The 25,246-nt window shown below is 31.5% G+C and carries 25 protein-coding genes; 16 read left to right on the top strand and 9 right to left on the bottom strand.

Features of this window, described 5'->3' with window-relative positions:
* Window positions 1-21 precede the first annotated feature (21 nt).
* The 3 genes from AB3G36_RS12875 to AB3G36_RS12865 all read left to right on the top strand — a co-directional run bounded on the left by AB3G36_RS12875 (window position 22) and on the right by AB3G36_RS12865 (window position 3,346).
* Entirely contained in the window at window positions 22-495 is a 474-nt protein-coding gene (locus tag AB3G36_RS12875; protein ID WP_367753377.1) for a DUF6495 family protein, read from the top strand.
* 156 nt (window positions 496-651) lie between these two features.
* Entirely contained in the window at window positions 652-2,658 is a 2,007-nt protein-coding gene (ligA, locus tag AB3G36_RS12870; RefSeq protein WP_367753375.1) for an NAD-dependent DNA ligase LigA, read from the top strand.
* Between the two features lie 4 nt (window positions 2,659-2,662).
* A complete protein-coding gene (locus tag AB3G36_RS12865) occupies window positions 2,663-3,346 on the top strand; it encodes a hypothetical protein (RefSeq protein ID WP_367753373.1) in 684 nt (227 codons plus the stop codon).
* On the opposite strand, the gene AB3G36_RS12860 is transcribed toward AB3G36_RS12865, so the two are convergent.
* Window positions 3,332-4,243: a bifunctional UDP-sugar hydrolase/5'-nucleotidase gene (locus AB3G36_RS12860; RefSeq protein ID WP_367753371.1), complete on the bottom strand. Its 912-nt coding sequence runs from the start codon at window positions 4,241-4,243 to the stop codon at window positions 3,332-3,334. The two genes, AB3G36_RS12865 and AB3G36_RS12860, sit on opposite strands and share 15 nt — an antisense overlap.
* 120 nt (window positions 4,244-4,363) lie before the next feature.
* Window positions 4,364-5,143 (bottom strand): 5'-nucleotidase C-terminal domain-containing protein, encoded by a 780-nt coding sequence (locus AB3G36_RS12855; RefSeq protein WP_367753369.1) that lies wholly within the window; start codon window positions 5,141-5,143, stop codon window positions 4,364-4,366.
* Between the two features lie 47 nt (window positions 5,144-5,190).
* Here AB3G36_RS12855 and AB3G36_RS12850 point away from each other — a divergent pair, with 47 nt between their 5' ends.
* The 13 genes from AB3G36_RS12850 to AB3G36_RS12790 all read left to right on the top strand — a co-directional run bounded on the left by AB3G36_RS12850 (window position 5,191) and on the right by AB3G36_RS12790 (window position 17,944).
* Entirely contained in the window at window positions 5,191-5,709 is a 519-nt protein-coding gene (locus AB3G36_RS12850) for a hypothetical protein (RefSeq protein ID WP_367753367.1), read from the top strand.
* A 6-nt stretch (window positions 5,710-5,715) separates the two neighbouring features.
* The gene (gene dapA, locus AB3G36_RS12845; protein ID WP_367753365.1) at window positions 5,716-6,597 is read left to right on the top strand and encodes a 4-hydroxy-tetrahydrodipicolinate synthase; all 882 of its coding nucleotides are present in this window, start codon (window positions 5,716-5,718) and stop codon (window positions 6,595-6,597) included.
* A 137-nt stretch (window positions 6,598-6,734) separates the two neighbouring features.
* A complete protein-coding gene (locus AB3G36_RS12840; protein WP_367753363.1) occupies window positions 6,735-7,529 on the top strand; it encodes an outer membrane protein assembly factor BamD in 795 nt (264 codons plus the stop codon).
* A gap of 8 nt (window positions 7,530-7,537) precedes the next feature.
* The gene (locus tag AB3G36_RS12835; RefSeq protein ID WP_007138306.1) at window positions 7,538-7,855 is read left to right on the top strand and encodes a DNA-directed RNA polymerase subunit omega; all 318 of its coding nucleotides are present in this window, start codon (window positions 7,538-7,540) and stop codon (window positions 7,853-7,855) included.
* Window positions 7,856-7,861: 6 nt separating this feature from the next.
* Window positions 7,862-9,073 carry a bifunctional phosphopantothenoylcysteine decarboxylase/phosphopantothenate--cysteine ligase CoaBC gene (coaBC, locus tag AB3G36_RS12830; protein WP_367753360.1) on the top strand — a complete coding sequence of 404 codons (1,212 nt, stop codon included), beginning with the start codon at window positions 7,862-7,864 and terminating at the stop codon, window positions 9,071-9,073.
* Complete coding sequence (locus tag AB3G36_RS12825) at window positions 9,066-9,950, top strand: DUF4835 family protein (protein WP_367753358.1); 885 nt, start codon at window positions 9,066-9,068, stop codon at window positions 9,948-9,950. The genes coaBC and AB3G36_RS12825 overlap by 8 nt, the downstream gene beginning before the upstream one ends.
* A 53-nt stretch (window positions 9,951-10,003) precedes the next feature.
* A complete protein-coding gene (recN, locus tag AB3G36_RS12820) occupies window positions 10,004-11,656 on the top strand; it encodes a DNA repair protein RecN (protein ID WP_367753356.1) in 1,653 nt (550 codons plus the stop codon).
* 92 nt (window positions 11,657-11,748) lie between these two features.
* Window positions 11,749-12,939: an enoyl-ACP reductase FabV gene (gene fabV / locus AB3G36_RS12815; protein ID WP_367753354.1), complete on the top strand. Its 1,191-nt coding sequence runs from the start codon at window positions 11,749-11,751 to the stop codon at window positions 12,937-12,939.
* A 99-nt stretch (window positions 12,940-13,038) separates the two neighbouring features.
* A complete protein-coding gene (locus AB3G36_RS12810; protein ID WP_367753353.1) occupies window positions 13,039-13,845 on the top strand; it encodes an enoyl-ACP reductase in 807 nt (268 codons plus the stop codon).
* A 135-nt stretch (window positions 13,846-13,980) separates the two neighbouring features.
* Window positions 13,981-14,979, top strand: a complete 999-nt coding sequence (locus AB3G36_RS12805) for a glycosyltransferase family 2 protein (protein WP_367753351.1) — start codon at window positions 13,981-13,983, stop codon at window positions 14,977-14,979.
* Between the two features lie 2 nt (window positions 14,980-14,981).
* On the top strand, window positions 14,982-15,578 hold the full coding sequence (coaE, locus tag AB3G36_RS12800) for a dephospho-CoA kinase (protein WP_367753349.1): 597 nt from the start codon (window positions 14,982-14,984) through the stop codon (window positions 15,576-15,578).
* 59 nt (window positions 15,579-15,637) lie between these two features.
* Window positions 15,638-17,227: a sensor histidine kinase gene (locus tag AB3G36_RS12795; RefSeq protein WP_367753347.1), complete on the top strand. Its 1,590-nt coding sequence runs from the start codon at window positions 15,638-15,640 to the stop codon at window positions 17,225-17,227.
* Window positions 17,228-17,230: 3 nt separating this feature from the next.
* Entirely contained in the window at window positions 17,231-17,944 is a 714-nt protein-coding gene (locus tag AB3G36_RS12790; protein ID WP_367753345.1) for a response regulator transcription factor, read from the top strand.
* Between the two features lie 194 nt (window positions 17,945-18,138).
* On the opposite strand, the gene AB3G36_RS12785 is transcribed toward AB3G36_RS12790, so the two are convergent.
* The 7 genes from AB3G36_RS12785 to AB3G36_RS12755 form a co-directional block, all read right to left on the bottom strand.
* Window positions 18,139-18,879: an acyl-[acyl-carrier-protein] thioesterase gene (locus tag AB3G36_RS12785; RefSeq protein WP_367753343.1), complete on the bottom strand. Its 741-nt coding sequence runs from the start codon at window positions 18,877-18,879 to the stop codon at window positions 18,139-18,141.
* Window positions 18,880-18,887: 8 nt separating this feature from the next.
* A complete protein-coding gene (gene miaA, locus AB3G36_RS12780) occupies window positions 18,888-19,814 on the bottom strand; it encodes a tRNA (adenosine(37)-N6)-dimethylallyltransferase MiaA (RefSeq protein WP_367753341.1) in 927 nt (308 codons plus the stop codon).
* A gap of 181 nt (window positions 19,815-19,995) precedes the next feature.
* Entirely contained in the window at window positions 19,996-20,823 is an 828-nt protein-coding gene (locus AB3G36_RS12775; protein WP_367753339.1) for an ion transporter, read from the bottom strand.
* A gap of 28 nt (window positions 20,824-20,851) precedes the next feature.
* Window positions 20,852-22,213 carry an exonuclease domain-containing protein gene (locus AB3G36_RS12770; RefSeq protein ID WP_367753337.1) on the bottom strand — a complete coding sequence of 454 codons (1,362 nt, stop codon included), beginning with the start codon at window positions 22,211-22,213 and terminating at the stop codon, window positions 20,852-20,854.
* A 70-nt stretch (window positions 22,214-22,283) separates the two neighbouring features.
* Window positions 22,284-22,943 (bottom strand): YggS family pyridoxal phosphate-dependent enzyme, encoded by a 660-nt coding sequence (locus AB3G36_RS12765; protein WP_367753335.1) that lies wholly within the window; start codon window positions 22,941-22,943, stop codon window positions 22,284-22,286.
* Window positions 22,944-23,193: 250 nt separating this feature from the next.
* Window positions 23,194-24,081 carry a 3-hydroxyacyl-CoA dehydrogenase family protein gene (locus tag AB3G36_RS12760; RefSeq protein WP_367753333.1) on the bottom strand — a complete coding sequence of 296 codons (888 nt, stop codon included), beginning with the start codon at window positions 24,079-24,081 and terminating at the stop codon, window positions 23,194-23,196.
* 58 nt (window positions 24,082-24,139) lie between these two features.
* A complete protein-coding gene (locus tag AB3G36_RS12755; protein WP_367753331.1) occupies window positions 24,140-25,105 on the bottom strand; it encodes a Gfo/Idh/MocA family protein in 966 nt (321 codons plus the stop codon).
* Between the last annotated feature and the right edge of the window lie 141 nt (window positions 25,106-25,246).

The following is a 25,246-nucleotide window of genomic DNA, read 5'->3' as shown; positions in this document are numbered from 1 at the left end:
ATTCTAAAAATTAAAATAAACATGAAATATACAAGATTAACTAAAGAACAATTTGAAGAGTTAACACAAGAATTTAGTACTTTCTTAGCAACTCAGACAATTGATAAAGCGGAATGGGATACAATTAAAAAAGACAAGCCGGAAGTTGCTGAGCAAGAATTAGACGTTTTTTCAGATCTAGTTTGGGAAGGCGTTCTTACAAGAGCAGAATATTTAGAGCATTTTTCAAAAAATCATATTTTCCTATTCCATAGTTTTGATACTTATGTTCAATCCATAGTACTTAAATCATTAGTTCCTGAAGTTGATTTTTTAACTAAAGAGGGATTGCAATGGCTTAGTGATAATATGTTTACAGATACTATCGAAATGAAGACTGGTAAAAAAGAGTTTACTGAGGAACGCAACACTTCCCTTTTTGCTTTGATACAGCAAGGAGCTTTCTTGAGTGATGGTCAGCTATACAAGCAAATAAATTCTATTATTGAATCATAATTCAGTAGTTATTTATTCTTCAAATTAATTAATTTTGAAAGGTCAGAAACTCACTTTTATTTCTTAGAAGAAAAATATTTTTTTGATGCGGGTTTCTTTTTAATTGGTTATTTTAGTCCTTTATTTTAAAGACTAAAATAGCCAATTTTATTTTCTATGGATATTCAAAATTCGATTAAAACTTTAAGGGAGGAGTTAAATCAACACAATTACAATTACTATGTGCTGGATAAACCGGTAATTTCTGATTATGAGTTTGATACTAAGCTTAAAGAGCTACAAGATTTAGAAAATCAATATCCAGAATTTTTTGATGAAAATTCACCTACACAAAGAGTAGGAGGTACAATTACAAAGAATTTTCAAACTGTTCCTCATGAACACCGAATGTATTCTCTAGATAATTCCTATTCTAAGGAAGATTTAATGGAATGGGAAAAGCGAATTCAAAAAGTTTTAGGCGAAGTACCTTTACAATACACTTGTGAATTGAAATATGATGGTGCTTCAATAAGCATAACTTACGAAAACGGTAAATTGAAGCGTGCTGTAACTCGTGGAGACGGATTTCAAGGTGATGATGTTACCAATAATATTAAAACAATTCGATCCATTCCATTACAATTAAAGGGAAATTACCCCGATAAATTTGATGTTAGAGGAGAGATTATTTTACCATTTGCTGGTTTCGAAAAAATGAATCAAGAACTCATTGAAATAGGAGAAACGCCGTATTCTAATCCTAGAAATACAGCTTCTGGTAGTTTAAAACTAAAAGAAAGCGCCGAAGTGGCTAAGAGACCCTTAGACTGCTTGCTTTATTTCTTAATTGGTAATCAATTGCCATTTACTACACAATACGATGGCTTGGAAACAGCTAGAAATTGGGGATTTAAAGTACCAAAAGAAGCTAAATTGGCACATAATCTAGATGAAGTTTTTCAGTTTATTGATTATTGGGATGTTCACCGACATGATTTGCCTTATGAAACGGATGGAGTAGTCGTAAAAGTAAATTCATTTCAATATCAGGATGAATTGGGGTATACTGCAAAGTCACCACGTTGGGCTATGGCGTACAAATTCAAATCAGAGCAAGTTTCGACAAAATTAAATTCAATTTCTTATCAAGTTGGGAGAACGGGAGCTATTACTCCTGTCGCTAATTTAGAGCCTGTACAACTAGCAGGAACAATTGTAAAACGAGCTTCTTTGCATAATGCAGATCAAATTGAAAAACTAGATATTCGTGTTGGAGACACTGTTTTTGTTGAAAAAGGTGGGGAGATAATCCCTAAGATTATCGCTGTTGATTTAACGAAACGTCCAGAAAACACAGAACCAACTGTATATATTACACACTGTCCTGAATGCAATACTGAGCTGGTGCGTTCTGAAGGCGAAGCGAATCATTACTGTCCTAATTTTTATGGTTGCCCTCCACAAATCATTGGAAGAATTCAGCATTTTATTTCTAGAAAAGCGATGGATATTGAAGGACTAGGAGGAGAAACAGTGGCATTACTTTTTAATAATGGGCTTGTACATAATTATGCTGATTTATATGATTTGACTGTGGAACAAATTCTCCCTTTGGAAAGAATGGCACAAAAATCAGCTGAAAATTTAGTTAAGGGTGTGGCTGAATCTAAGAATATTCCTTTTGAACGTGTTTTATTTGCTCTTGGAATTCGCTTTGTAGGTGAAACGGTGGCTAAAAAACTGGCTAAACACTATAAAAACATTAATGCTTTAAGTGAAGCAAACTTGATGGATTTAGTATTGGTGGATGAAATTGGGGAACGAATTGCGCAAAGTGTGATTGATTTTTTCGAAAACAATGAAAATAGAATTATTATCGAAAGGTTAAAAGAGTACGGACTACAATTTGAAATCGTTGAAAAGGTGAACCCTAATGCTACGGATAAATTGATTGGAAAAACATTTGTGGTTTCAGGTGTCTTTTCTAAATTTTCAAGAGATGATTTGAAAAAAGCAATTGAAGATAATGGCGGTAAAGTAGGAAGTTCAATTTCTACCAAAACAGATTATGTGGTTGCAGGTGACAATATGGGGCCAGCTAAATTAGAAAAAGCCAATAAGTTAAATATTCCTATTCTATCTGAAGATGATTTTTTGAAAATGGTTACTGATAATTTTTAAAAAAATGAAGGTTTTAAATAAAGAAACTACTCTTGAAAAATCATTAATTGCATTATTTTTTTTAATGGGATTTATTGAGGTCGTTTCTGACGATAGTTATATTCAATATACAATTAAGCCTTTACAAATAATGTTGTTATTTGCATTGTATAGCTATACTTCCATACGAAAAAACCCCCTCTTTTTTATTAATATGATATTCTTGTTAATTGGCAGAATGTTGTTTGTTCCTAAAGAAAAACACATGCTTTTTTATGCCTTAATAGCTGTTTTTTTTCATCGTATTATTGAGATATATTATGTAATAAAGCTGACCAAAATCAAGGATTATATACCTCCATTATTGGCTTCAATACCCTTTTTGATCTATTTTTTGTATTTAGTATCTATTCCTGATAGTGTTTTGATAAGAAGTTATTTAATTTTGATAGTTCAAATTGTCTTGATTTCAGTACTTAGCGGAATTATATTATCCCAATATCTGCTAACTTTTAATAGAAAAGACATTTGGTTGTTTGTTTATGGAATCATGTCTCTAATGCAGACTTTTGTAATATTTATTGAGAAGTTTTATCTTTCTGATTTTAAGATTACCAGTTTAAGACCTATGGCTCTATTTTTAAACACCATAGTTTGTTTTTCTTTTTATAAGTTTGTTATTACCACGGAACGATTAAACGATGATTGATTTCCCTTCCGAAGCTTTTCTTTTATTAGAATCTAAATAAAAATCGATTCGGCCCAGATTTATTCCATAACAACCAACTTGGTTGACCAAAACATCATTTCCAGAACGGTTTTTAGCCACAGTAGGTTTGTCGAGAAAAGTATGGGTATGTCCCCCAATTATTAAGTCTATATCATCCGTAAGTGCCGCAAATTTTAAATCAGAAATTTTATTTGGTTCATTTTTATAATTATAACCCAGATGTGAAAGACAAATAATTAAATCACATTTTTGTTCCTTTTTTAATATCCGAATCATTTCTTGCGCCGTTTCAACAGGATTGTTATACACTGTTTCTTGGTACATTTTTTTATCAACTAGACCGTCAAGTTCAATTCCAATTCCAAAAACGCCAACCTTAATCCCATTTTTATTAAAAACTTTATACGGTTTTACCAAGCCATCCATCATTGTGTTTTTAAAATCATAGTTGGCCGATAGAAACTCAAATTTTGCATGAGGCATTTGAGCATACAACCCTTCGAGACCATTATCAAAGTCGTGATTCCCTATAGTAGAAGCATCATATTGCATCATACTCATTAATTTAAATTCCAATTCTCCTCCATAGTAATTAAAATAAGGAGTCCCTTGAAAAATATCACCAGCATCAAGTAGCAATACATTTTGCTCTTCTTTTCGTATTTTTTCTATCAATGAGGCTCTTCTCGCGACACCACCCATATTTGGATTTCTAGGATCATCAGCAGGAAAAGGATCAATGTGGCTGTGTACATCATTGGTGTGAAGAATTGTTATTTTCTTTATATCAGGAGTTGTAAAACTACTCAATGATAAACCTAAACTCAACATTGCGGTGCTTGCAGCCGTTTTCTCTATAAAATCTCTTCTCTTCATTTGTTTGTTTTTGGAGCTGTTTCCCGCTTTCCGTTGCAATCTTTTTATTTTTAAAGAAAAAATAAAAAGGATTTTTACTTCAATCGGGGCTAAAATACAGTGCTAATAAATAGGTTATAATTATTCAACAATAATTCGATTGTCTTGAGTTGATTTAATCGTATCCGTTTCTTTGAAATAATCAATTAATATGTTTCTTAATTTGTAATCTAGATCATAGGTAGCTATTCCTTTTTTGAAGAAATTCATATTGTCACCACCATTAGATAAGTAATCATTGGTGCCCACATAATAAACTTTGTCGTTTTCAATAGGTTTGCCTTGTACTAATACATTTTTGGGATGATTGTTTTTGTCAATAGTAAATGTCAATCCAGCAAGTGGATGTGGTTGTTTTTCAAGTATGAAATAATCAACAATTTCAAAAACTTGTTCTCCTTTTAGGGCAATCACAACCATCGTATTTTCAAAAGGCATTATTTCAAATGCGGTTCTTGTAGTAACATTACCCTTTGGAAGTATAGCGCGAATACCGCCATGGTTAAGCAAGCAGATGTCAATTGTTTTATTTTCACGCATTTTAAAAACAGTGTTTCCTCTTTTTAAAGTAACATCTGCCATTAGATTCCCAATAGTGGTTTGCCCATTTATGGCTTTTTTATCTAATGTTATGGGGCAGTATGCTAAAACACTATCCAAATCTTTATTAATGTGTTCTCTGTAGGGTTTGATAAAGTTTTCTATTTCAGTAACTTGATTTTCTTTATCGGTGATTGGTATTTGTTTTCCTTCTATTCTTGCAACTTGCAGTTTCGAACTACCGCAAGAAAAAAAGAAAAAAAATGTTAAGAATATAACAAAAAGTTTTAAAACTTCGTTATACTTTTTTAGATTTACCATTTATAATATGACTTAATTAATTAATTTTGTAAGCGAGTAAAAATAGTATGTTTTTAAATTATATAAAAGAGTTTTCTGTAAAAAAAACAGTAAAAAATAGTTTACTTAATGTAAAGAGCAATCTGGATTCAGGAACTATTAAAACAGTAGGTTTACTTATTGACGAGAGTTATTTTTCTGAAATAAATCTTTTAGTTAATGAGTTACGGTTAAACGGAATCTTGGAAGAGAATATAGAAGTATTAGTTTATAGAAATCGCTTAAAAAAAAATAAAAGTATTTCGCAAGCTACTTTTAGTTCAAAAGATTTAAACTGGAATGCAACAATAAGCAATCCAGCTGTAAATGATTTTGTAAATAAAGAGTTTGATTTACTAATAAGCTATTATGATATAGAAAAAGCAATTTTGTTAGTTGTTACAAACGAATCAAAAGCGCATTTTAAAGTTGGTTTTTCTTCTATTGATAAAAGATTAAATGATTTAATGATCAATACAAATGCAGAAAACTATAAGGTCTTTACTCACGAATTATTTAGGTATTTAAAAATTTTAAACAAAATATAATCTAACATGCAATCATTAATAGGAACTGGTGTTGCTCTAGTAACTCCATTTAAAGAAGATTTTTCAGTTGATACAGAAGCTTTAAAAAGCATAGTAAATTTTTCTGTAGATGGAGGAATTGAATACCTTGTTATCTTAGGTACAACTGCAGAAAATGCGACACTATCTCAAGAAGAGAAGGAACTAGTTATAAAAACGGTTATTGAAGCTAATAATGGAAGATTACCTTTAGTACTAGGAGTAGGAGGGAATGATACTAGAAAGATTGTAGAAGAATTGAAGACAAGAGATTTTTCTCCTTTTGTAGCAATATTATCAGTTTCACCATTTTATAATAAGCCAACACAGGAAGGTATTTATCAGCATTTTAAGGCAGTGTCTGAAGCTTCTCCTGTACCAGTAATTATTTATAATGTGCCTGGAAGAACAGCAAGTAATATGTTGCCTTCAACCGTTTTTCGTTTAGCTAATGATTTTAAAAACATTGTAGCTATTAAAGAAGCTGCGGGTGATATGGCTCAAGCACTTCAATTATTGAAAAATAAACCAAAAGATTTCCTTGTAATATCCGGTGATGATATGATTGCCTTACCAATGGTTTTAGCAGGAGGTTCAGGTGTTATATCGGTAATTGGGCAAGGATTTCCTAAACAATTTTCTGAAATGATACGATTGGGTTTGAACCGTAAGGTAGATGATGCTTATAAACTGCATTATCTTTTAATGGACTGTATCGATATGATTTTTGAACAAGGAAACCCTGCGGGAATCAAACAAGTGTTTCAATCACTAGGGATTACAGAGAATTTTGTACGATTACCATTAGTAAAAGTAGATGAATCTTTAAGTAATAGAATATCGGAATTTGTTAAAAATATCGATAAATAAGCCTTTAAAACACTGCTTTTTTTTAAGCAAAGAAATATTTTGTAGTAGCTAAATTAATAACTAAATTTGCAACCGAAACTTCGGTATGATTTTTTGTGGATTGTTAACAGTTCATGAGATTTTAAAAAAATAAAAAAATGAAAAAAATTGTATCTCTAATACTTCTGATTGCTTTTTTTACTTCTTGTAATGAATATCAAAAGGCTTTAAAAAAGGACGATGTAGCTGTAAAGTTTGAAATGGGAACTAAGTTATATGATGCTGGAAAATATACTAAAGCAATTCGACTTTTTGAGCAAATTGCACCAGCATATAGAGGAAAACCTCAAGCAGAAAAATTGTTTTATATGTTTGCACAGTCTTATTATAAAACAGGTCAATTTTACTTAGCTGGATATCAGTTCGAAAGTTTTGTATCGGGTTATCCAAAAAGTGAAAAATTACAAGAAGCTGCATTTTTAGGAGCAAAAAGTTATTCAAAATTATCTCCAGTCTATAGTTTAGATCAAACAGATACTACTAAAGCAATTGATAAGTTACAAGCTTTTATAGATAGTTATCCTAACTCAGAATACTTGGCGGAAGCTAATGAAACGGTAAAGGTATTAGCAGAAAAAATTGAGAAAAAAGTTTTTGAAAATGCTAAAGGATACAATACAATTTCTGATTATAAATCAGCGTTAGTAGCTTTAGATAATTTTATTGCTGATTATCCTGGTACAAAATACAAAGAAGATGCTTTGTATTATAAATTTGATTCTGCTTATCAATTAGGGATTAATAGTATTGATTCTAAAATGGAGGATCGATTAAATGTTGCAAAAACGGCGTATTCTAACTTAATAAAATTTAAAGCAGATACCCAATATAAAGAAAAAGCGAACGTAATGTTAGCTCGTGTTGAACAAGATTTACAAAAATTTACTAAATAAATAAAGTCATGGATTTAAAAAAGACGAATGCTCCAGTAAATACAATAACATATAATAAAACTGTTATTGAAGAACCTACTGGTAATGTGTATGAAGCAATAACCATTATGGCTAAAAGAGCGAACCAAATTAACTCTGAGATCAAGAAAGAATTGACAGAGAAATTGGAAGAATTTGCTACATATAATGACAGTCTTGAAGAAGTTTTTGAAAACAAAGAACAAATTGAAGTTTCAAAATTCTATGAAAAATTGCCTAAACCACATGCTTTAGCAGTTCAAGAATGGTTAGATGGTAAAATTTACCATAGAGATTCAACTAAATAATACTATATGTCAGTTTTAAGCGGTAAGAAAATTTTACTAGGAATATCTGGTGGAATTGCCGCCTATAAAACAGCGTCTTTAGTACGACTTTTCATAAAAGCAGGTGCACATGTCCAAGTGATAATGACACCTGCTTCTAAGGATTTTGTAACTCCTCTTACTTTATCTACATTATCCAAAAATCCCGTGCATTCTACTTTTTTTAATCAAGAGGAAGAAAACGAGAAATGGAATAATCATGTCGAATTGGGATTATGGGCTGATTTAATGGTCATAGCTCCAGCAACTGCAAATACGCTTTCTAAGATGGCAAATGGCAGTTGTGACAATCTTCTTATCGCTACTTATCTTTCGGCTAAATGCCCAGTTTACTTTGCTCCAGCAATGGATTTAGATATGTACAAACATCCTTCAACATTAGCTAGTTTCAAGTCTTTAAGAGATTTTGGGAATACGATCATTCCTGCAGAAAGCGGAGAATTAGCAAGTGGACTTTCTGGTGAAGGTAGAATGGCTGAACCAGAAAACATCATCGCTTTTCTTGAAGCTGATTTAGAAAGTAAATTGCCTTTAAAAGGAAAAAAAATACTAATAACAGCTGGTCCTACGTACGAAGCAATAGACCCTGTGCGTTTTATAGGAAATCATTCTTCGGGAAAAATGGGATTTGATATTGCAAATAGCGCGGCAAATTTAGGAGCATCTGTTATTTTAGTTTCGGGGCCAACAAAATTTAAAGCTAACCATTCGTTAATTAAAGTGCTTAATGTGGTTTCTGCGCAAGAAATGTATGATGCTTGTCATCTGTATTTTAATGATGTAGATGTAGCTATTGCTGCAGCCGCCGTTGCGGATTATAGACCAAAAACGGTAGCTACACAAAAAATAAAAAAAGCACCGGACAACTTTACAATTGAATTAGAAAAAACAAAAGATATCTTAGCTTCACTTGGGGCAATCAAGAAAAAACAGTTCTTAATTGGATTTGCTTTGGAGACTGAAAACGAAATTGAAAATGCAAAGGGGAAAATCCAGAAAAAAAACTTAGATTTGATTGTTCTAAATTCTTTGCAAGATGAAGGAGCTGGTTTTGGTAAAACAACTAATAAAGTTACTTTTATCGATAAAGATTTTAATATTGAACCAATGGATTTGAAATCGAAAGAAGCAGTTTCTGACGATATTTTAAACAAAGTAGTAAACTATTTTCATGAATAAAATAATTACCTTTTTTGTGTTATTGTCATTTGGGCTTGTGCAAGCGCAACAGCTAAATTGTACAGTATCGGTAAATTCACAAAAATTGAGTAATTCAAATCAACAAGTTTTTAAAACTTTAGAAACTTCTTTAAATGAATTTGTAAATAAAACCGATTGGAATGGGCAAAACTATAAACAGCAGGAGAAAATTAATTGCTCCATGTTTATTACAATACAGTCAAACAGCTCAGATCAATTTGTTGCAACGATACAAGTTCAATCTTCAAGACCCATCTATGGTTCTTCTTATTCTTCCCCAGTTTTGAATTATAATGATAAAGATTTTAGTTTTAGATATACAGAATACGAGAGTTTAATTTTTAACCCAACCGTTTTTGAATCTAATTTAGTTTCAGTTATTTCATTCTATAGTTATATTATACTAGGAATGGATAATGATACCTTTGAGTCTGAATCGGGAAATTCTAATTTTGAAACAGCGCAAAATATTGCAAGTATTGCGCAACAAAGTGGATATAAAGGTTGGAGCCAAATTGATGGAAATCAAAACAGGTATTTTTTAATCAACGATATGTTGTCTCCTGCTTATTCTCAATTACGCAAAACGAGTTTTGAATATCATACGGGATTAGATGTAATGTCAAAGGATTTGAAATCGGCTAAAGAAAAAATTAAATTATCATTATTGAATATTGGAAAACTGAATGCTTCCAAACCTAATGCATTCCTAACTCGCATTTTTTTTGATGCTAAGTCTGATGAAATTGTTTCTATTTTTTCTGGAGGTCCCTCTATAACAGTTTCGGATTTAATTGAAAACTTAAATAAAGTTTCTCCTTTAAATTCAAGTAAATGGGCCATGTTAAAATATTGACATTTGCTCAATTTTAATAATATTACACTCATAATTACCCTAAAAACAGCTAAATGATTACTGCACTATCGATAAAAAACTATGCCCTAATAGAAAAATTAACGATCGATTTTTCTAAAGGATTTTCAATAATTACAGGAGAAACAGGTGCTGGTAAATCGATAATATTAGGCGCATTAGGATTGGTATTAGGGAAAAGAGCAGATCTCTCTTCTTTAAAAAACAAAGAGGAAAAGTGTATTATCGAAGCTCATTTTGAAATCTCTAAATATAATTTAGCTCCTTTTTTTAAAGAAAACGATTTAGATTACGAAGACGATACTATAATTAGGCGTGAAATTCTTCCTTCAGGTAAATCAAGAGCATTTATTAATGACAGTCCTGTAAATCTTCAAGAATTACAAGACTTGGGTTTGTTTTTGATTGATATTCATTCACAACAACAAACAAGAGAACTCTCTGATGAAAATGTTCAATTTGAAATAATTGATGCAATTGCAAACAATCAGGATAATATTTTAAAATATCAGTCTCTTTTAAAATCGTATAAACAAGATAAATCTAAACTTAATTCCCTAATTAAAAAACAAGGGGAGTTAATAAAAGAGCAAGAATACAATACCTTTTTACTGAACGAACTCCTTGAAGCTAAATTAGTATCAGGTGAACAAGAGGTTTTAGAGTCTGATTTTGAAAAATTAAATAATGTCGAAATAATAAAAGAATCTATTGATCGCTCTTTAGCTATTGGAAACGATGAACAAATTGGTGTTTTGAATAATCTAAAAGAAATTAAAAGTTCATTACAAAAAATAGCTTCATTTTCAACAGATTATAGCGCATTATCTGAACGAATAGTAAGTTTGACAATTGAGTTTGATGATATTTCGAATGAGTTAAATCGTTGCTCAGAAAAATTAATCAATGATCCAGAAAAAATGGATGCGATTGGACAAAAATTGCAACTTATTTACAATTTGCAAAAAAAGCATCAAGTTACCTCAGTCGATGAATTAGTAGAAATTCAAGCTAATTTAGAGCAGTCTGTTTTAGAATTAGGTAATTTAGACGAAGAAATTAAAGGTATTACGATTGCAATTGAAGAGAAAATAATCACCTTAGATTTAATTGCAAAAAGTATTCATGATAAAAGACATCAAGCTATTCCAGTTTTGTCCCAAAAAATGATTATTATTTTAGAAACTCTAGGGATGCCTAATGTTCGTTTTGATATTCAGTTAGTTGAATCTGACTCTTACCTAGCTAATGGAAAAGAGGAACTTCAATTTTTGTTTTCTGCTAATAAAGGAACCGACTTTGGAATATTAAAGAAAGTGGCTTCTGGTGGTGAAATGTCTAGAATAATGCTTGCTGTTAAAGCGATATTAGCACAATATTCAAAATTGCCTACTTTAATTTTTGATGAAATTGATACAGGGGTTTCCGGTGAGATTGCTATTAAAATGGGAGAGATAATGAAAGAAATGAGTAGCGGAATGCAAATCTTTGCTATCACACATCTACCACAAATAGCTGCCAAAGGTAATGCACATTTTAAAGTGTTTAAATCAACTATCGGGGAGGACACACAATCAGAGTTGAAACTCTTATCAGATGAAGAACGTATTGTTGAAATAGCCCAAATGTTATCAGGAACTGTTGTTTCTGATTCGGCTCTAAATCATGCAAAAGCCTTGCTGAACTAGATTTTTGGATTATATTTGTTCTGCTTTGAAAAGCCTACGTAAAGAAAACCGAAGTAATTAAAATTATAAATCAACGAATAAAAAGTATAAAAATGATCATAGAACCAAGAATGAGAGGATTTATTTGTTTGACATCTCACCCAGAAGGATGCGAGCAAAATGTTAAAAATCAAATCGAATATGTGAAATCAAAAGGCATTATTGATGGTGCTAAAAAAGTTTTGGTTATTGGAGCTTCAACTGGTTTTGGTTTGGCATCTAGAATAACAAGTGCTTTTGGATCGAATGCTTCAACTATTGGTGTGTTTTTTGAAAAACCACCTAGCGAAGGTAAAACAGCTTCTCCGGGTTGGTATAATTCTGCAGCTTTTGAAAAAGAAGCGCATAAAGAGGGATTATATGCAAAAAGTATCAATGGAGATGCTTTTTCAGATGAAGTAAAAAAACAAACATTAGACTTAATTAAAGCGGACTTAGGACAAATTGATTTAGTAATTTATAGTTTGGCTTCTCCAGTTCGTTTGGATCCTAAAACAGGAATCTTGCACCGTTCTGTTTTAAAACCTATAGGAAGTACTTTTACAAATAAAACAGTTGATTTTCACTCCGGTAAAGTTTCTGAAATATCTATCGAGCCTTGTAGCGGTGATGATATTGAGAATACCGTTAAAGTAATGGGTGGTGAAGATTGGGCTATGTGGATTGATGCTTTAAAAGTAGAGAATTTATTAGCTCCTGGAGCTACAACAGTTGCTTATTCTTATATTGGACCATCATTGACTGAAGCGGTTTATAGAAAAGGAACAATTGGTCGTGCTAAAGATCATCTAGAAGCTACTGCTTTTACAATTACAGATAGTCTTGCGGATATTAATGGTAAAGCGTATGTATCAGTAAACAAGGCTTTGGTTACGCAAGCAAGTTCAGCTATTCCAGTTATTCCATTGTACATTTCATTATTGTATAAAATAATGAAAGAAGAAGGAATTCATGAAGGATGCATTGAGCAAATACAACGTTTGTACCAAGATAGATTGTATACAGGTGCAGCCGTTCCTACTGATGAAAAAGGAAGAATTCGTATCGATGATTTAGAGATGCGTGCTGATGTACAAGCTAAAATAGCCAAATTATGGCAAGAAGCTACAACTGAAAATTTAGCAGAATTAGGAGATTTAGAAGGATACAGAAGTGACTTTCATAACCTATTCGGATTTGGATTTGAAGGAGTAGATTACAAAGCAGATACAAATGAAATGGTTGGTGTCGAAAGTATTGGATAATATTCATTTACAGTAATAAATTTTTAAAAACACCTTAATTTCATATTGGATCATTCCTTTAGAAATTAAGGTTTTTTTTTAACTAAAAAAGTATAATAAATGTACAATTTACTAAAAGGGAAAAGAGGAATTATATTTGGAGCCTTAGATGAAAATTCAATAGCATGGAAAACAGCTGAACGAGTTCATGAAGAAGGCGGTATTTTTATTTTGTCAAATGCTCCAGCGGCAATGCGTATGGGGTCAATTGATGAATTAGCTTTAAAAACGGGTTCTAAAGTTATAGCTGCAGATGCTACTTCAGTACCTGATTTAGAAAATTTAGTAAATCAAGCTATCGAAATTCTTGGAGGGAAAATTGATTTTGTTTTGCATTCTATAGGGATGTCTGTCAACGTCCGAAAAGGAAATCATTACACAAACCAGAATTATGATTACACCGAAAAAGGTTGGAATGTATCAGCAGTTTCATTTCATAAAGTAATGCAAGTTTTGTACAAAAAAGATGCTATGAATGAGTGGGGAAGTATTGTTGCATTGTCTTATATGGCGGCACAACGTGTTTTTCCAGATTATAATGACATGGCAGACAATAAAGCATATTTAGAATCAATTGCCCGTAGTTTTGGCTACTTCTTTGGTAGAGATAAAAAGGTAAGAGTAAATACAATTTCTCAATCGCCAACGGCTACAAAAGCGGGACAAGGAGTAAAAGGTTTTGGTGGATTTATTTCATTTGCGGATAAAATGTCTCCTCTTGGTAATGCAACAGCTTTGGATTGCGCTAATTACACCGTATCCATGTTCTCCGATTTAACCAAAATGGTTACGCTTCAAAATTTGCTTCATGATGGTGGATTCTCTACTATGGGAGTGAGTCAGGAAGTCATGGAAATGTTTGAATAATAAGTCAATTCATAATAAAATGTTTGTTAAAACCATTACTTAATTCGTGATGGGTTTTTTATTGATATACTTTAAAAGTATATCTTTGCTCCCTTATTTATCCAATTTATTTTAACTAATACCACATAGCTATATATGTTGTTTTCTTTAATTATTCCCGTTTATAATCGACCGGATGAAGTTGATGAACTTTTAGAAAGTTTGTCACAAACAGATTATAAAGAAGATTTTGAAATTGTGCTTGTTGAAGATGGATCGTCTTTAAAATGTGATGATGTTCTTCAAAAATATTCAGCTAAATTATCTATTTCCTATTATTATAAAGAAAATTCAGGTCCTGGAGATTCAAGGAACTTTGGAATGCTCAAAGCCAAAGGAGATTATTTTATCATATTCGATTCAGATTGTATTATTCCAAAGCAGTATTTGAATGAAGTTGATAAAGCTTTAAAAGAAAATTATGTGGACTGTTTTGGAGGTCCTGATAAAGCTTTAGATAGTTTTTCGGATATACAAAAAGCAATTAATTTTGCCATGACTTCCTTTTTAACAACAGGAGGAATACGTGGTGGTTCTGAAAAAATCGATAAATTCCAACCTAGAAGTTTTAATATGGGTTTGTCTCGAAAAGCATTTGAAGCTTCAAATGGCTTTGGCAATATTCATCCTGGCGAAGATCCCGATTTGTCTATTCGATTATGGAATCTAGGTTTTGAAACCAAATTGTTCCTTAATGCGTATGTATATCATAAGAGAAGGATTGATTGGGAGAAGTTTTCCATTCAAGTAAATAAATTTGGTAAAGCTAGACCTATATTGAATAGTTGGTATCCAAAATACAATAAGCTGACATTTTTCTTTCCTTCTGTATTTATAATTGGATTTGGATTGGCCGTTTTCTTATTGATATTTACGTATGATTATTTGTTGAAATTGTATTTTGTTTATTTTCTAATTCTATTTATTGTTTCAGCTTATCAAAATAAAAGTGTCAAAATTGGTTATTTATCAATAGTTGCTGTTTGGAAACAATTTTACGGTTATGGTTTGGGATTTATAGAATCCTATATTAAAGTTATCGTTTTAAAGCAAAAACCTCAAATTGCCTTTCCAGAATTATTTTTTAAAGTTTAATTATGGCAAAAATTATTGGCTTAACGGGTGGTATTGGGAGCGGTAAAACTACTATTGCAAAACTTTTCATAAAAAGAGGAATTCCCGTTTATATTGCAGATGATGAGGCAAAAAAAGTAATGCAATCTTCAAAAATCGTTCATGCTATTAAAAAAGAATTTGGCGACACCATCTTTGAAGGGACTACTTTAAATAGAGAAAAGCTAGCTGAAATTGTGTTTAATGATTCTGATAAATTGAAAGTGCTCAATAGTATTGTTCATCCAGCTGTAAAAGAGGATTTTAAAGCATGGCTTTTGAAAAACGATGCATTTCCTTTTGTAATGTATGAATCGGCTATTTTATTTGAAAGCGGTAATTATAAAGATTTTGATATAATAATTACGGTTACAGCACCTATAGAATTAAGGATTGAAAGAGTTTTACAACGAGATAATACAACCCGAGATCTTGTTTTAAAAAGAATAAATTCGCAATGGACTGATGCACAACGTATTTCGAAAAGTGATTATATAATTGAAAATATTAATTTAGATATTTCAAAAAACGAAATTGACAATATTCTTAAAATTTTAAGGATAAAACAAAAGGAGTCCTAGATGTTAATGTTTGGTTAATATATTATCATTCATACTGTTAAAATGTTAATTTTGTTCCGATGAATAAATTATTTTTTAGATTACTTGTTTTGTTAATGAGCTTATCCTTAATAGGAATAATTCTCGTTCAAGTGTATTGGTTTAATTCTTCGTTTAAAAATAACGATGAACAGTTTAAATTTCACGTAACACAAGTTATTGCTAATGTTGCTGATAAACTTCAAAAACAAGAAGCATATAGTTTTTATGATAAATACAATCATTATAAAGATAGTACTGGAAAAATTCCTCAAAAGAATGATTTACTAGAGTTTTATTATGTTCAAAAGAATCCTTTAACAAATAAAACTATTGTTTATTCTAATAGTATTATTTCGGAAGATTATAACATATCTCCTTCGTTCTTTGAAAAGAAATTTGGTTCAGGTGCAGAACGTTTTAAGAATTTTAATTCTAAACGTGTTACTGAGGTTTATAACAACAATACCATTGATAAATCAAATTTATCTCAAAGTCTTACTCCAGATGTGAAAATTGAAAAATCAGGAAATTTAGATGTTTTAGATAATGCTCAATTTGAAATTTTCTTTAAAGATATTGCCTCTGCAATGCCTCTTCAAGAAAGGATTTCTAAAGAAACTCTTCAGAAATTAATCAAAAAAGAATTGGAAGAATATGGGGTTAAAACAAAATTTGAATTTGGAATATATAGTAATGGTTTAGCTACTAAAATAAAATCTGATGATTTTAAATATGATAAAGAGGCAACGTATTCTATTCCTGTTTTCGCGGATAATGAAGGAAATGAAAAATATAAGTTATTAGTTACGTTTCCACACAAGAAAAAATTCTTGTTGTCTGAACTGATACGAATTACAGTATTGTCAATCGTTTTCACATTGATTATTTTGGTGGCCTATTCAAGTGCATTGAACCAATTGATCCGCCAACGTCAAATTTCAGAAATCAAAACAGATTTCATAAATAACATGACGCATGAATTTAAGACTCCTATCGCGACAATCAATTTGGCTTTGGATGCCATTAAAAATCCAAAGATAATTGATGATAAAGAGAAGGTTTTGAAATATTTGCAAATGATTCGTGACGAGAATAAGCGAATGCATGCTCAGGTAGAAAATGTATTGAGGATATCAAAATTAGAGAAAAAAGAACTTGATATCGAAAAAGAATCAAGCGATGTTGAGGAAGTTATAAATGATGCTATTGAGCATGTTAATTTAATATTAGAAGACAGAGAAGGTACAATTAATTGTCATTTTGATGCTGCAAGAACTACCGTTTTAATAAACGAGGTTCATTTTACTAATGTAATTGTAAATGTATTAGAAAATGCCATTAAGTACTCACCAGATATACCTGAAATTGATGTTTATACTGAAAATGTAAAAGACATGATTCTTATAAAGGTAAAAGATAAAGGATTAGGAATGAGTAAAGTTGCTCAGAAAAGAGTTTTTGAAAAATTTTATAGAGAGCATACAGGAGACCTTCATAATGTTAAAGGACACGGATTAGGTTTAGCGTATGTAAAAAGAATAGTTGAAGACCATAATGGTCAAGTATACGTTGAAAGTGAAAAGGGAAAAGGGAGTACCTTCATAATAAAAATACCACTAATAAATTAAAATATGGAAAATATAAATAAAAGAATTCTTTTAGTAGAAGACGACCTAAATTTTGGTGCTGTACTTAAAGATTATTTAATGTTAAATGATTTTGATGTCGTTTTAGCTAAAAACGGGATGGAAGGATTTGAAAAATTCAAAAAAGATACTTACGATTTATGCATTCTTGATGTCATGATGCCTTATAAAGATGGGTATACTTTGGCTAAGGAAATTAGAGAGAAAAATAGCGAAGTGCCTATTATCTTTTTGACAGCAAAATCAATGAAAGAGGATGTCTTAAAAGGATACAAAGCTGGTGCTGATGATTATTTGAACAAGCCTTTTGATTCAGAAGTTTTACTTATGAAAATCAAAGCAATTATTCAAAGAAAGTCTTCAGATGTGAAAGCAGAACAAGTTCAGTTTGAATTTAATGTTGGAAAATTTCACCTAAATTCAAAATTGAGATTCTTAACTTTTAATGGAGAAGAACCAATTAAGTTGTCTCCAAAAGAGAATGAATTATTAAAAATGTTAATCCTTCATGAAAATGATTTAATGCCAAGAGAATTGGCCTTAACTAAAATATGGAGAGATGACAACTATTTTACTTCAAGAAGTATGGACGTTTACATCGCTAAATTAAGAAAGTATCTTAAACTAGATGAGGATGTTGAAATCCTAAATATTCACGGAGAAGGGTTTAGATTGGTTGTTAAGAACAAAACAGCATAAATTAAAATAGGGCTTCGAGAAATCGGAGCTTTTTTTTTTGAAACTATTCCTGCCTTACACTACACCATTTATCATAAAAGAAACAATTTCCAATACCTAAAAAAGAGCTTCCGCTGGTCGCTTTTTTTAGGTAGGAAATTCAGTTTTTTTATTTCAAAATGCTTTTCGTTTCAGTCAGGGTTAGGGAATGGTATTTATTTCAAGTTAAGTTGCAATGCAAAACAGTTTTTTTCCTCTTTAGTAATGCTAAATACAACTGATTCTTCGGATACATTTTCATGAATAACCACTTGGTCCTTTAAAGAGAGTTCTTTCATGAAATTCATTTCAAAACTTTTGATTTCTTGATTTAAAATTGTTTTTTCATCTACTAAATCAAGGCACCATTCTAGGTATTTTACATTATTCACGTGATTTACAATATCCAAATCAGATAAAAAGACTGTTTTTTCAAATAATTCTTCTTTTTCGGGGCTAATACTTATTTTAGAAAAAGGTGCTACAGTTGCTTTCTTTTCTGGATACAATTCAAAGTGTTCGTAAGGTAAAGCTAGTCCTTCTGGACGACGTTTTTCGGTATTAAAAACGGCCCAAAAAGTTTCAGTACCAATGATTTTTTTACTATTGAGATGCATTTCTAATGCACGAACTGAGCGAGAATTCTCTAATGTGTTGATCCAAGTTTTTACAGTCACAAGATCTCCCCATTTTGGCAATGCAGTGATTTCAACGCGCATTCTACTCAAAACCCAAGCTTGATTAAATTCCTGCATATCTGAAAAACTAATCCCACCCATATCCGAATGTGCAGCAGCAGTTAGTTGTAAAAGATTACACAAATCAGTGTATTTTAAGTAGCCGTTAGGCATGCATTGTGTAAAATTGATTTCCCAATCCTTGCTTAGTATTGAAGTGAAATTTGGACTTATTGGCATATAAATAATTATGAATTATGAATTTTCGATTCTATATAATTAAATATAGTTTGGTATGGAGTTTCGTAATTAAACCATTTTGTATTCTCGTCTCTTTTAAACCAAGTGAGTTGGCGTTTAGAGAATCGTCTAGTGTTTTTCTTGATTTCTTCGATGGCAAATTCTAGTGTAAACTCCCCGTCAAAATAACTGAATAGTTCTCTATATCCTACAGTTTGCAGGGCATTGAGCTCTTTGTTAGGATATACTGTTTTAGCTTCTTTTAATAGCCCTTCTTTCATCATGATGTCCACTCGTTGATTGATGCGATTGTACATGATACTTCTATCAGCTTCAAGTCCTATAAGAATAGGATTGAAGTTGCGACTATTTTGTTTCTGATTTAAAAAAGAAGAATACGGTTTTCCGGAACCAATACATACTTCTACAAAACGCATCATGCGTTGTGGGTTTTGTAGGGTTTGTGGATTTTTGGTTGTTAGGGTTTCAAAATAAGTAGGATCTAATTTTTGGAGTTGTTCTTGCAAATACCCAATCCCTAATTTTTCATAAGTTGCATTTACTGATTCTCGAATGGAGGAATCTATTTCAGGAAATTCATCAAATCCTTTTAGAACTGCATTGACATACAAACCAGAACCTCCCACAAGAACTACATAATCATTAGTTAAGAATAATTCATCAATTTTAGCAATAGCTTCTTTCTCGAAATCACCAACGGTATAAGATTCAAATATTGATTTATTTTGAATAAAATGATGTTTTGCGGCAGCCAATTCAGTTTTGCTCGGAACAGCAGTTCCAATAGTCATTTCTTTAAAAAACTGTCGGCTGTCACAGGAAATAATTTCACAGTTAAAATGATTAGCTAGGTGAATACTCAACGCTGTTTTGCCAATAGCCGTAGGTCCGATGATGGTAAGTAGGTATTTCATATTTATTTTTAGCCCAGATAGAAATGAAAACCCCGGACGATTGCAAGTTAGTATTTCTTGACGTAAAAGAGCGCCTTTTGAAGCTCCTTTTACGGCTTAGAAATACAATTGCAAACGGAGGAGTTGCAATGAATAGCTGGAAGAAGCTTCCTATTATTATTATTATTATTATTATTATTATTTAAAGTGGTTGTCCACAGCGGTGACAAAAATTAGCTTTATCTGGATAATCATTATTATCACAAGTTTTACAGGGAATTTTGGTATTAACTGCTGGTTTTTGGACATTTTTGGCAATTTCTGCAGTAACAATTCCTGTAGGTACTGCTATTATGCCATATCCCAAAATCATTACAAAGGAGGCAATAAATTGTCCTAATGGGGTTACAGGGGAAATGTCGCCATAACCTACGGTAGTTAGTGTTACAATAGTCCAGTAAATTCCTGCTGGAATACTAGTAAAACCACTTTGTTTGCCTTCGACTACGTACATAATGGAGCCTATGATGATAGTAATTATGAGTACAAAATAAATAAAAACAACAATTTTACCGCGACTGGCATTGATGGCTTGCCTCAATTGTGTAGATTGACTGGTAAATTGTGGATGATTTAGTATTTTGAATAATCGAAGTAATCGCAACGAACGAACGACACTAAAAATGCTAGTCCCAATGAAGAAAATCGATAAATACATGGGCAAAATAGCGAGCAAATCGATGATGCCATAAAAACTAAAAATATATTTCCAAGATTTATCTATTGTTAAGATGCGCAAAAGATACTCCATCGTGAAAAATACCGTGATTAGCCATTCTAGAAAAACAAGTTCTGTATGGTATTGCAAATCAAATGCAGCAACCGTTTCCATCATTACTAAAAGAACGCTTAATAATATAAGTCCTAACAGCATTAAATCAAATAAACGCCCTGCTTTTGTGCTTGTACCATAAATAATGATATGCGTTTTTTGTTTAAAAAGATCATATTTAGATTTGACTTTACGCATTTACAGGAAATGAAATTTGGTTTTTTTGCTAGAATTTGATAATCTTAAAACCTTTATTTTTTCGAATATACCCTTGAATGATATTGCGGGTATCTCGATTGCTTTCCATAGGAGTAATGATGTTTTTTAAGATCTCTACATTTGTAATTTGATAGTTTAAGTCATAAAAAGCATAGCCTTTTAAAACGCCATTTTCAACTAAAACAGCTGAGCGCTCACTAATTTTTCTTCCTTTATCAATAATAATCATGTTGGTGTTTTCAAATCCATTTTTGTCTATGAAAGCTTGAACCCGGAGATTGTATTCTGAGGGTGTAATTTTTCCAATACAAGCGCCATCACATTCGTTAATTGTATGTTGAAAACAATGATTTTTAGTTTGATGCAACCCAGTAAATTTTTGACATAAATTGAATTCGGTCGAAATTCTATATAAAGCATTTTTTCCTTCAAGCGCATTGGGGTAAGCTATGATTTCTTTTTTTCTCCCATCTGCTTTTTGAAGTTTTAAATTTAAATATCCATTTGCATCTTTCTCCGAATAGATAGCCCACGAAAAATTGCTTTTTCTTGCCATTCTATTGTAAACTGGTTTGTTTATTTTAATTTCTTCGATTTCCTTCAAAAAAGAGATTAATTCTGATCCAGTTTCTTCGAAGGTTACCGTGAAAACTTCTTTTTGTATTTTTTTTGCACTAGTAGTAATTCCCGTAAAATGCTGATTGACCCTTTTTTTAATGTTTTTGCTTTTACCAATAAAAATTATTTTACCAGCTTCATTATGAATATAGTAAGTACCTACTCTTGAAGGTAAACTTTCTATAATATCTTGTAGTTTTGGCGCGATCCCTTTTTGGATTTCAGTCTTGATTAGATCTCTGACAATTTCTTTTTCAATGTCTTTATCCAAGAGCATTTTGAATAATTTGACAGTTGCCATAGCGTCTCCACTAGCACGGTGTCTATCAGCCATTGGAATTCCCAAGGCACGGACTAACTTTCCTAAACTGTGTGAAGGTTGCTCCGGTAGTAGTTTTTTTGATAACTCAACGGTGCAAAGTGTACGTTGATTGAAGTCATATCCTAAACGTCGAAATTCAGTGCGTAAAATACGATAATCAAAGTCAGCATTGTGTGCTACAAGAACACAGTCATTGGTCATTTCAATTATACGTTTGGCTACTTCAAAAAATTTAGGAGCACCTGTCAACATCGCATTATTAATTCCTGTCAATTTCACAACAAAGGGTTGAATTGGAATTTCAGGATTGACTAAACTAATAAATTGATCCACAATTTCATGACCATCATATTTGTAGATAGCAATTTCTGTAATCCCTTCTTCATTGAATTGTCCTCCAGTAGTTTCTATGTCTAATATTGCGTACAAATTTATTTGTTTAAAGTTTGAGGTTTAAAATTGAAAAACAGCTAGAATAAATAGAACTAGTTCGTAATTATTATCTACCTCCAAATATACTACTTCCAATACGAACCATCGTGCTACCGCATTCAATAGCCAACTTATAATCTCCCGACATTCCCATGGATAATATTGAAATGTGTGGTAATGTATCTTTTTGAGATTGTAATCCCTTGAAAATAGAATTTAAATGTATGAATTCTTTTTTAATTTGGTTTTGATTATCCGTAAAAGTAGCCATTCCCATTAATCCAACTATTCGAATATTTTTCATTTCTAGAAAATCATTTGAGGATAGGAGCGTAGCTAACTCTTCTTCGTCTAGGCCAAATTTAGTTTCTTCTTCTGCAATATGCATTTGCAATAAGCAATCAATAACGCGATTGTTTTTTAAGGCCTGTTTGTTTATTTCTTGTAATAATTTCAAACTATCTACTCCGTGAATTAAGCTCACAAATGATGCCATATATTTGACTTTATTCGTTTGCACGTGACCAATCATGTGCCATTGAATGTCTTTGGGCATTTGTTCCCATTTTTCAGCCATTTCTTGGATTTTATTTTCGCCAAAAATGCGTTGACCTGCATTATAAGCTTCCATTAAATCTGGAATGGGTTTTGTTTTTGAAACAGCAACAAGAGTTACGTTTTGAGGTAAAGTAGATTGTATAGATTGTAAATTGGCTGCTATATCCATTTTTATTTTTTTGTTTTTCAAACTTTTTCTAAGGCGAATTAAATCATTCCTTGTAGTGTCTGATCTGTATTACGAATTTTTAGTGCTACTGATTTAGTATCTTAATACTAAACCATGAAATTCATTATAAAAGTATGTTTTACTTTTTTAGAATCAATAGCTTCTGGAAATTTGAATAAAGAGCTTTAGTGGGATTATAGGTTTTCATTCGCAGAATTCAATGAAAAACCTGCGAATGAAAACAAAAATATTATATAAATTGTTTAGAAACTTTTTCTGCTTTTTTACTTTCACTATAGTCGTAAAAACCTTCTCCAGATTTCACTCCTAATTTCCCTGCACGAACCATGTTTACTAATAAAGGACAAGGAGCATATTTTGGGTTTTTATAACCGTCATACATCACATTTAATATGGCAAGACATACGTCTAGACCAATAAAATCGGCCAATTGTAATGGTCCCATTGGGTGTCCCATACCTAATTTCATTACAGTGTCAATTTCATAAACACCCGCTACTTTATTATATAAAGTTTCGATGGCCTCATTAATCATAGGCATCAAAATTCTATTAGCAACAAAACCGGGGTAATCATTAACTTCAACTGGCGTTTTTCCTAATTTCTCAGAAAATGCCATAATAATTTTAGTCACCTCATCACTTGTGTTATAGCCACGAATGATTTCAACCAATTTCATAATAGGCACTGGATTCATAAAATGCATACCAATAACTCTTTCAGGATGCGTAACTACAGCACCAATTTGAGTTATTGAAATCGACGAAGTATTTGTTGCTAAAATAGTATTGTGTGAACAAGCTTCGTTTAATTGCTTGAAAATATCTAATTTCAATGCTACATTTTCAGTAGCAGCTTCAATAACTAAGTCAACTCCTACAACACCATCTTTAATGTCTGTATAAGTAATAATATTGGTGATTGTTTTTGCTTTATCTTCTTGAGTGATGGTTCCTTTTGCAATCATTCTGTCCAGATTTCCAGCTATAGTTGCCATTCCTTTATCTAATGATTTTTCAGAAACATCAATTAATTTTACTGTAAAACCACTTTGAGCAAAAGTGTGGGCTATTCCATTACCCATTGTTCCTGCTCCAATTACTGCTATTATTTTCATTTATTTTTGTTTAAATTTTAAAGTTTTCTCGTTTAACTTTTAAATCAGAAAGTCTGTTTTATTTTTTAAAACAATCAATTATTTGATAAGCGACTCTTAATGCTTCTGTTGCTTGTTCTAAAGTTACAATAGGAGTAGTATTGTTATTAATTGCATCGGCAAAAGTTTCTAATTCTTCCAGAATAGCATTGTTTTGCTCTACCTCAGGATTAGAGAAATAAATTTGTTTTTTAACGCCTTCGGCATTTTGCAAAATCATGTCAAAATCTCCAGGGATTTCTGGCGCATCTTTCATTTTTACCACCTCACATTTTTTCTCTAGAAAGTCAACAGAAATGTAAGCGTCTTTTTGAAAGAAACGTGTTTTACGCATGTTTTTCATTGAAATTCTGCTAGCAGTTAAATTAGCTACGCAACCATTTTCAAATTCGATTCGGGCATTAGCAATATCAGGCGTGTCACTAATTACAGAAACTCCACTGGCACTCACGTTTTTTACTTTGGATTTCACTACGCTTAAAATCACATCAATATCATGAATCATTAAATCTAAAACTACAGGTACATCTGTACCGCGAGGATTAAACTCAGCTAAACGGTGTGTTTCAATAAACATAGGATTTTCAATCATGTTCTTGGTAGCAATGAATGCAGGATTAAAACGCTCTACGTGTCCCACTTGCCCTTTTACATTGAATTCATTTGCAAGAGCTATGATTTCTTCTGCTTCTTCGAGTGTGTTTGAAATTGGTTTTTCTATAAAAACGTGTTTACCAGATTTGATGGCTACTTTAGCACATTTGTAATGGGAAAGCGTTGGCGTAACTATATCGATAACATCTACAGCATGAATAAGAGTAGCAATTGTACTAAAATGTTTGTACCCAAATTCTTTTGAAATTTTCTCAGCATTCTCTTGATTAGGATCATAAAAACCAACTAATTCATATTTTTCAGATTGTTGTAATAATCGCAAATGTATTTTTCCTAGATGGCCAGCACCCAATACTCCAATTTTCAGCATAATGATTGTAATTTCTACAAAAATAGGAATAAAATGATTAATCCATTAGAGATGAGGCACAATTATTTGCCTATTTAAAAATTAAAAATTGGCAATTGAAATTAGAATTTCTTTTCTATTTTTACCAAAATAAAATTAATA

Origin of the sequence: Flavobacterium sp. WC2430, assembly GCF_040822075.1 — a bacterium.
Lineage (GTDB): Bacteria > Bacteroidota > Bacteroidia > Flavobacteriales > Flavobacteriaceae > Flavobacterium.
The sequence above is the reverse complement of the archived record's forward strand: the minus strand, read 5'-3'. Positions and strand labels throughout refer to the sequence as shown.

Bases quoted from the DNA above. Each gene is read 5' to 3' on its own strand.
- AB3G36_RS12875 (WP_367753377.1), top strand. From the start codon at position 22: ATGAAATATACAAGATTAACTAAAGAACAATTTGAAGAGTTAACACAA.
- ligA (WP_367753375.1), top strand. From the start codon at position 652: ATGGATATTCAAAATTCGATTAAAACTTTAAGGGAGGAGTTAAATCAA.
- AB3G36_RS12865 (WP_367753373.1), top strand. From the start codon at position 2,663: ATGAAGGTTTTAAATAAAGAAACTACTCTTGAAAAATCATTAATTGCA.
- AB3G36_RS12860 (WP_367753371.1), bottom strand. From the start codon at position 4,243: ATGAAGAGAAGAGATTTTATAGAGAAAACGGCTGCAAGCACCGCAATG.
- AB3G36_RS12855 (WP_367753369.1), bottom strand. From the start codon at position 5,143: ATGGTAAATCTAAAAAAGTATAACGAAGTTTTAAAACTTTTTGTTATA.
- AB3G36_RS12850 (WP_367753367.1), top strand. From the start codon at position 5,191: ATGTTTTTAAATTATATAAAAGAGTTTTCTGTAAAAAAAACAGTAAAA.
- dapA (WP_367753365.1), top strand. From the start codon at position 5,716: ATGCAATCATTAATAGGAACTGGTGTTGCTCTAGTAACTCCATTTAAA.
- AB3G36_RS12840 (WP_367753363.1), top strand. From the start codon at position 6,735: ATGAAAAAAATTGTATCTCTAATACTTCTGATTGCTTTTTTTACTTCT.
- AB3G36_RS12835 (WP_007138306.1), top strand. From the start codon at position 7,538: ATGGATTTAAAAAAGACGAATGCTCCAGTAAATACAATAACATATAAT.
- coaBC (WP_367753360.1), top strand. From the start codon at position 7,862: ATGTCAGTTTTAAGCGGTAAGAAAATTTTACTAGGAATATCTGGTGGA.
- AB3G36_RS12825 (WP_367753358.1), top strand. From the start codon at position 9,066: ATGAATAAAATAATTACCTTTTTTGTGTTATTGTCATTTGGGCTTGTG.
- recN (WP_367753356.1), top strand. From the start codon at position 10,004: ATGATTACTGCACTATCGATAAAAAACTATGCCCTAATAGAAAAATTA.
- fabV (WP_367753354.1), top strand. From the start codon at position 11,749: ATGATCATAGAACCAAGAATGAGAGGATTTATTTGTTTGACATCTCAC.
- AB3G36_RS12810 (WP_367753353.1), top strand. From the start codon at position 13,039: ATGTACAATTTACTAAAAGGGAAAAGAGGAATTATATTTGGAGCCTTA.
- AB3G36_RS12805 (WP_367753351.1), top strand. From the start codon at position 13,981: ATGTTGTTTTCTTTAATTATTCCCGTTTATAATCGACCGGATGAAGTT.
- coaE (WP_367753349.1), top strand. From the start codon at position 14,982: ATGGCAAAAATTATTGGCTTAACGGGTGGTATTGGGAGCGGTAAAACT.
- AB3G36_RS12795 (WP_367753347.1), top strand. From the start codon at position 15,638: ATGAATAAATTATTTTTTAGATTACTTGTTTTGTTAATGAGCTTATCC.
- AB3G36_RS12790 (WP_367753345.1), top strand. From the start codon at position 17,231: ATGGAAAATATAAATAAAAGAATTCTTTTAGTAGAAGACGACCTAAAT.
- AB3G36_RS12785 (WP_367753343.1), bottom strand. From the start codon at position 18,879: ATGCCAATAAGTCCAAATTTCACTTCAATACTAAGCAAGGATTGGGAA.
- miaA (WP_367753341.1), bottom strand. From the start codon at position 19,814: ATGAAATACCTACTTACCATCATCGGACCTACGGCTATTGGCAAAACA.
- AB3G36_RS12775 (WP_367753339.1), bottom strand. From the start codon at position 20,823: ATGCGTAAAGTCAAATCTAAATATGATCTTTTTAAACAAAAAACGCAT.
- AB3G36_RS12765 (WP_367753335.1), bottom strand. From the start codon at position 22,943: ATGGATATAGCAGCCAATTTACAATCTATACAATCTACTTTACCTCAA.
- AB3G36_RS12760 (WP_367753333.1), bottom strand. From the start codon at position 24,081: ATGAAAATAATAGCAGTAATTGGAGCAGGAACAATGGGTAATGGAATA.
- AB3G36_RS12755 (WP_367753331.1), bottom strand. From the start codon at position 25,105: ATGCTGAAAATTGGAGTATTGGGTGCTGGCCATCTAGGAAAAATACAT.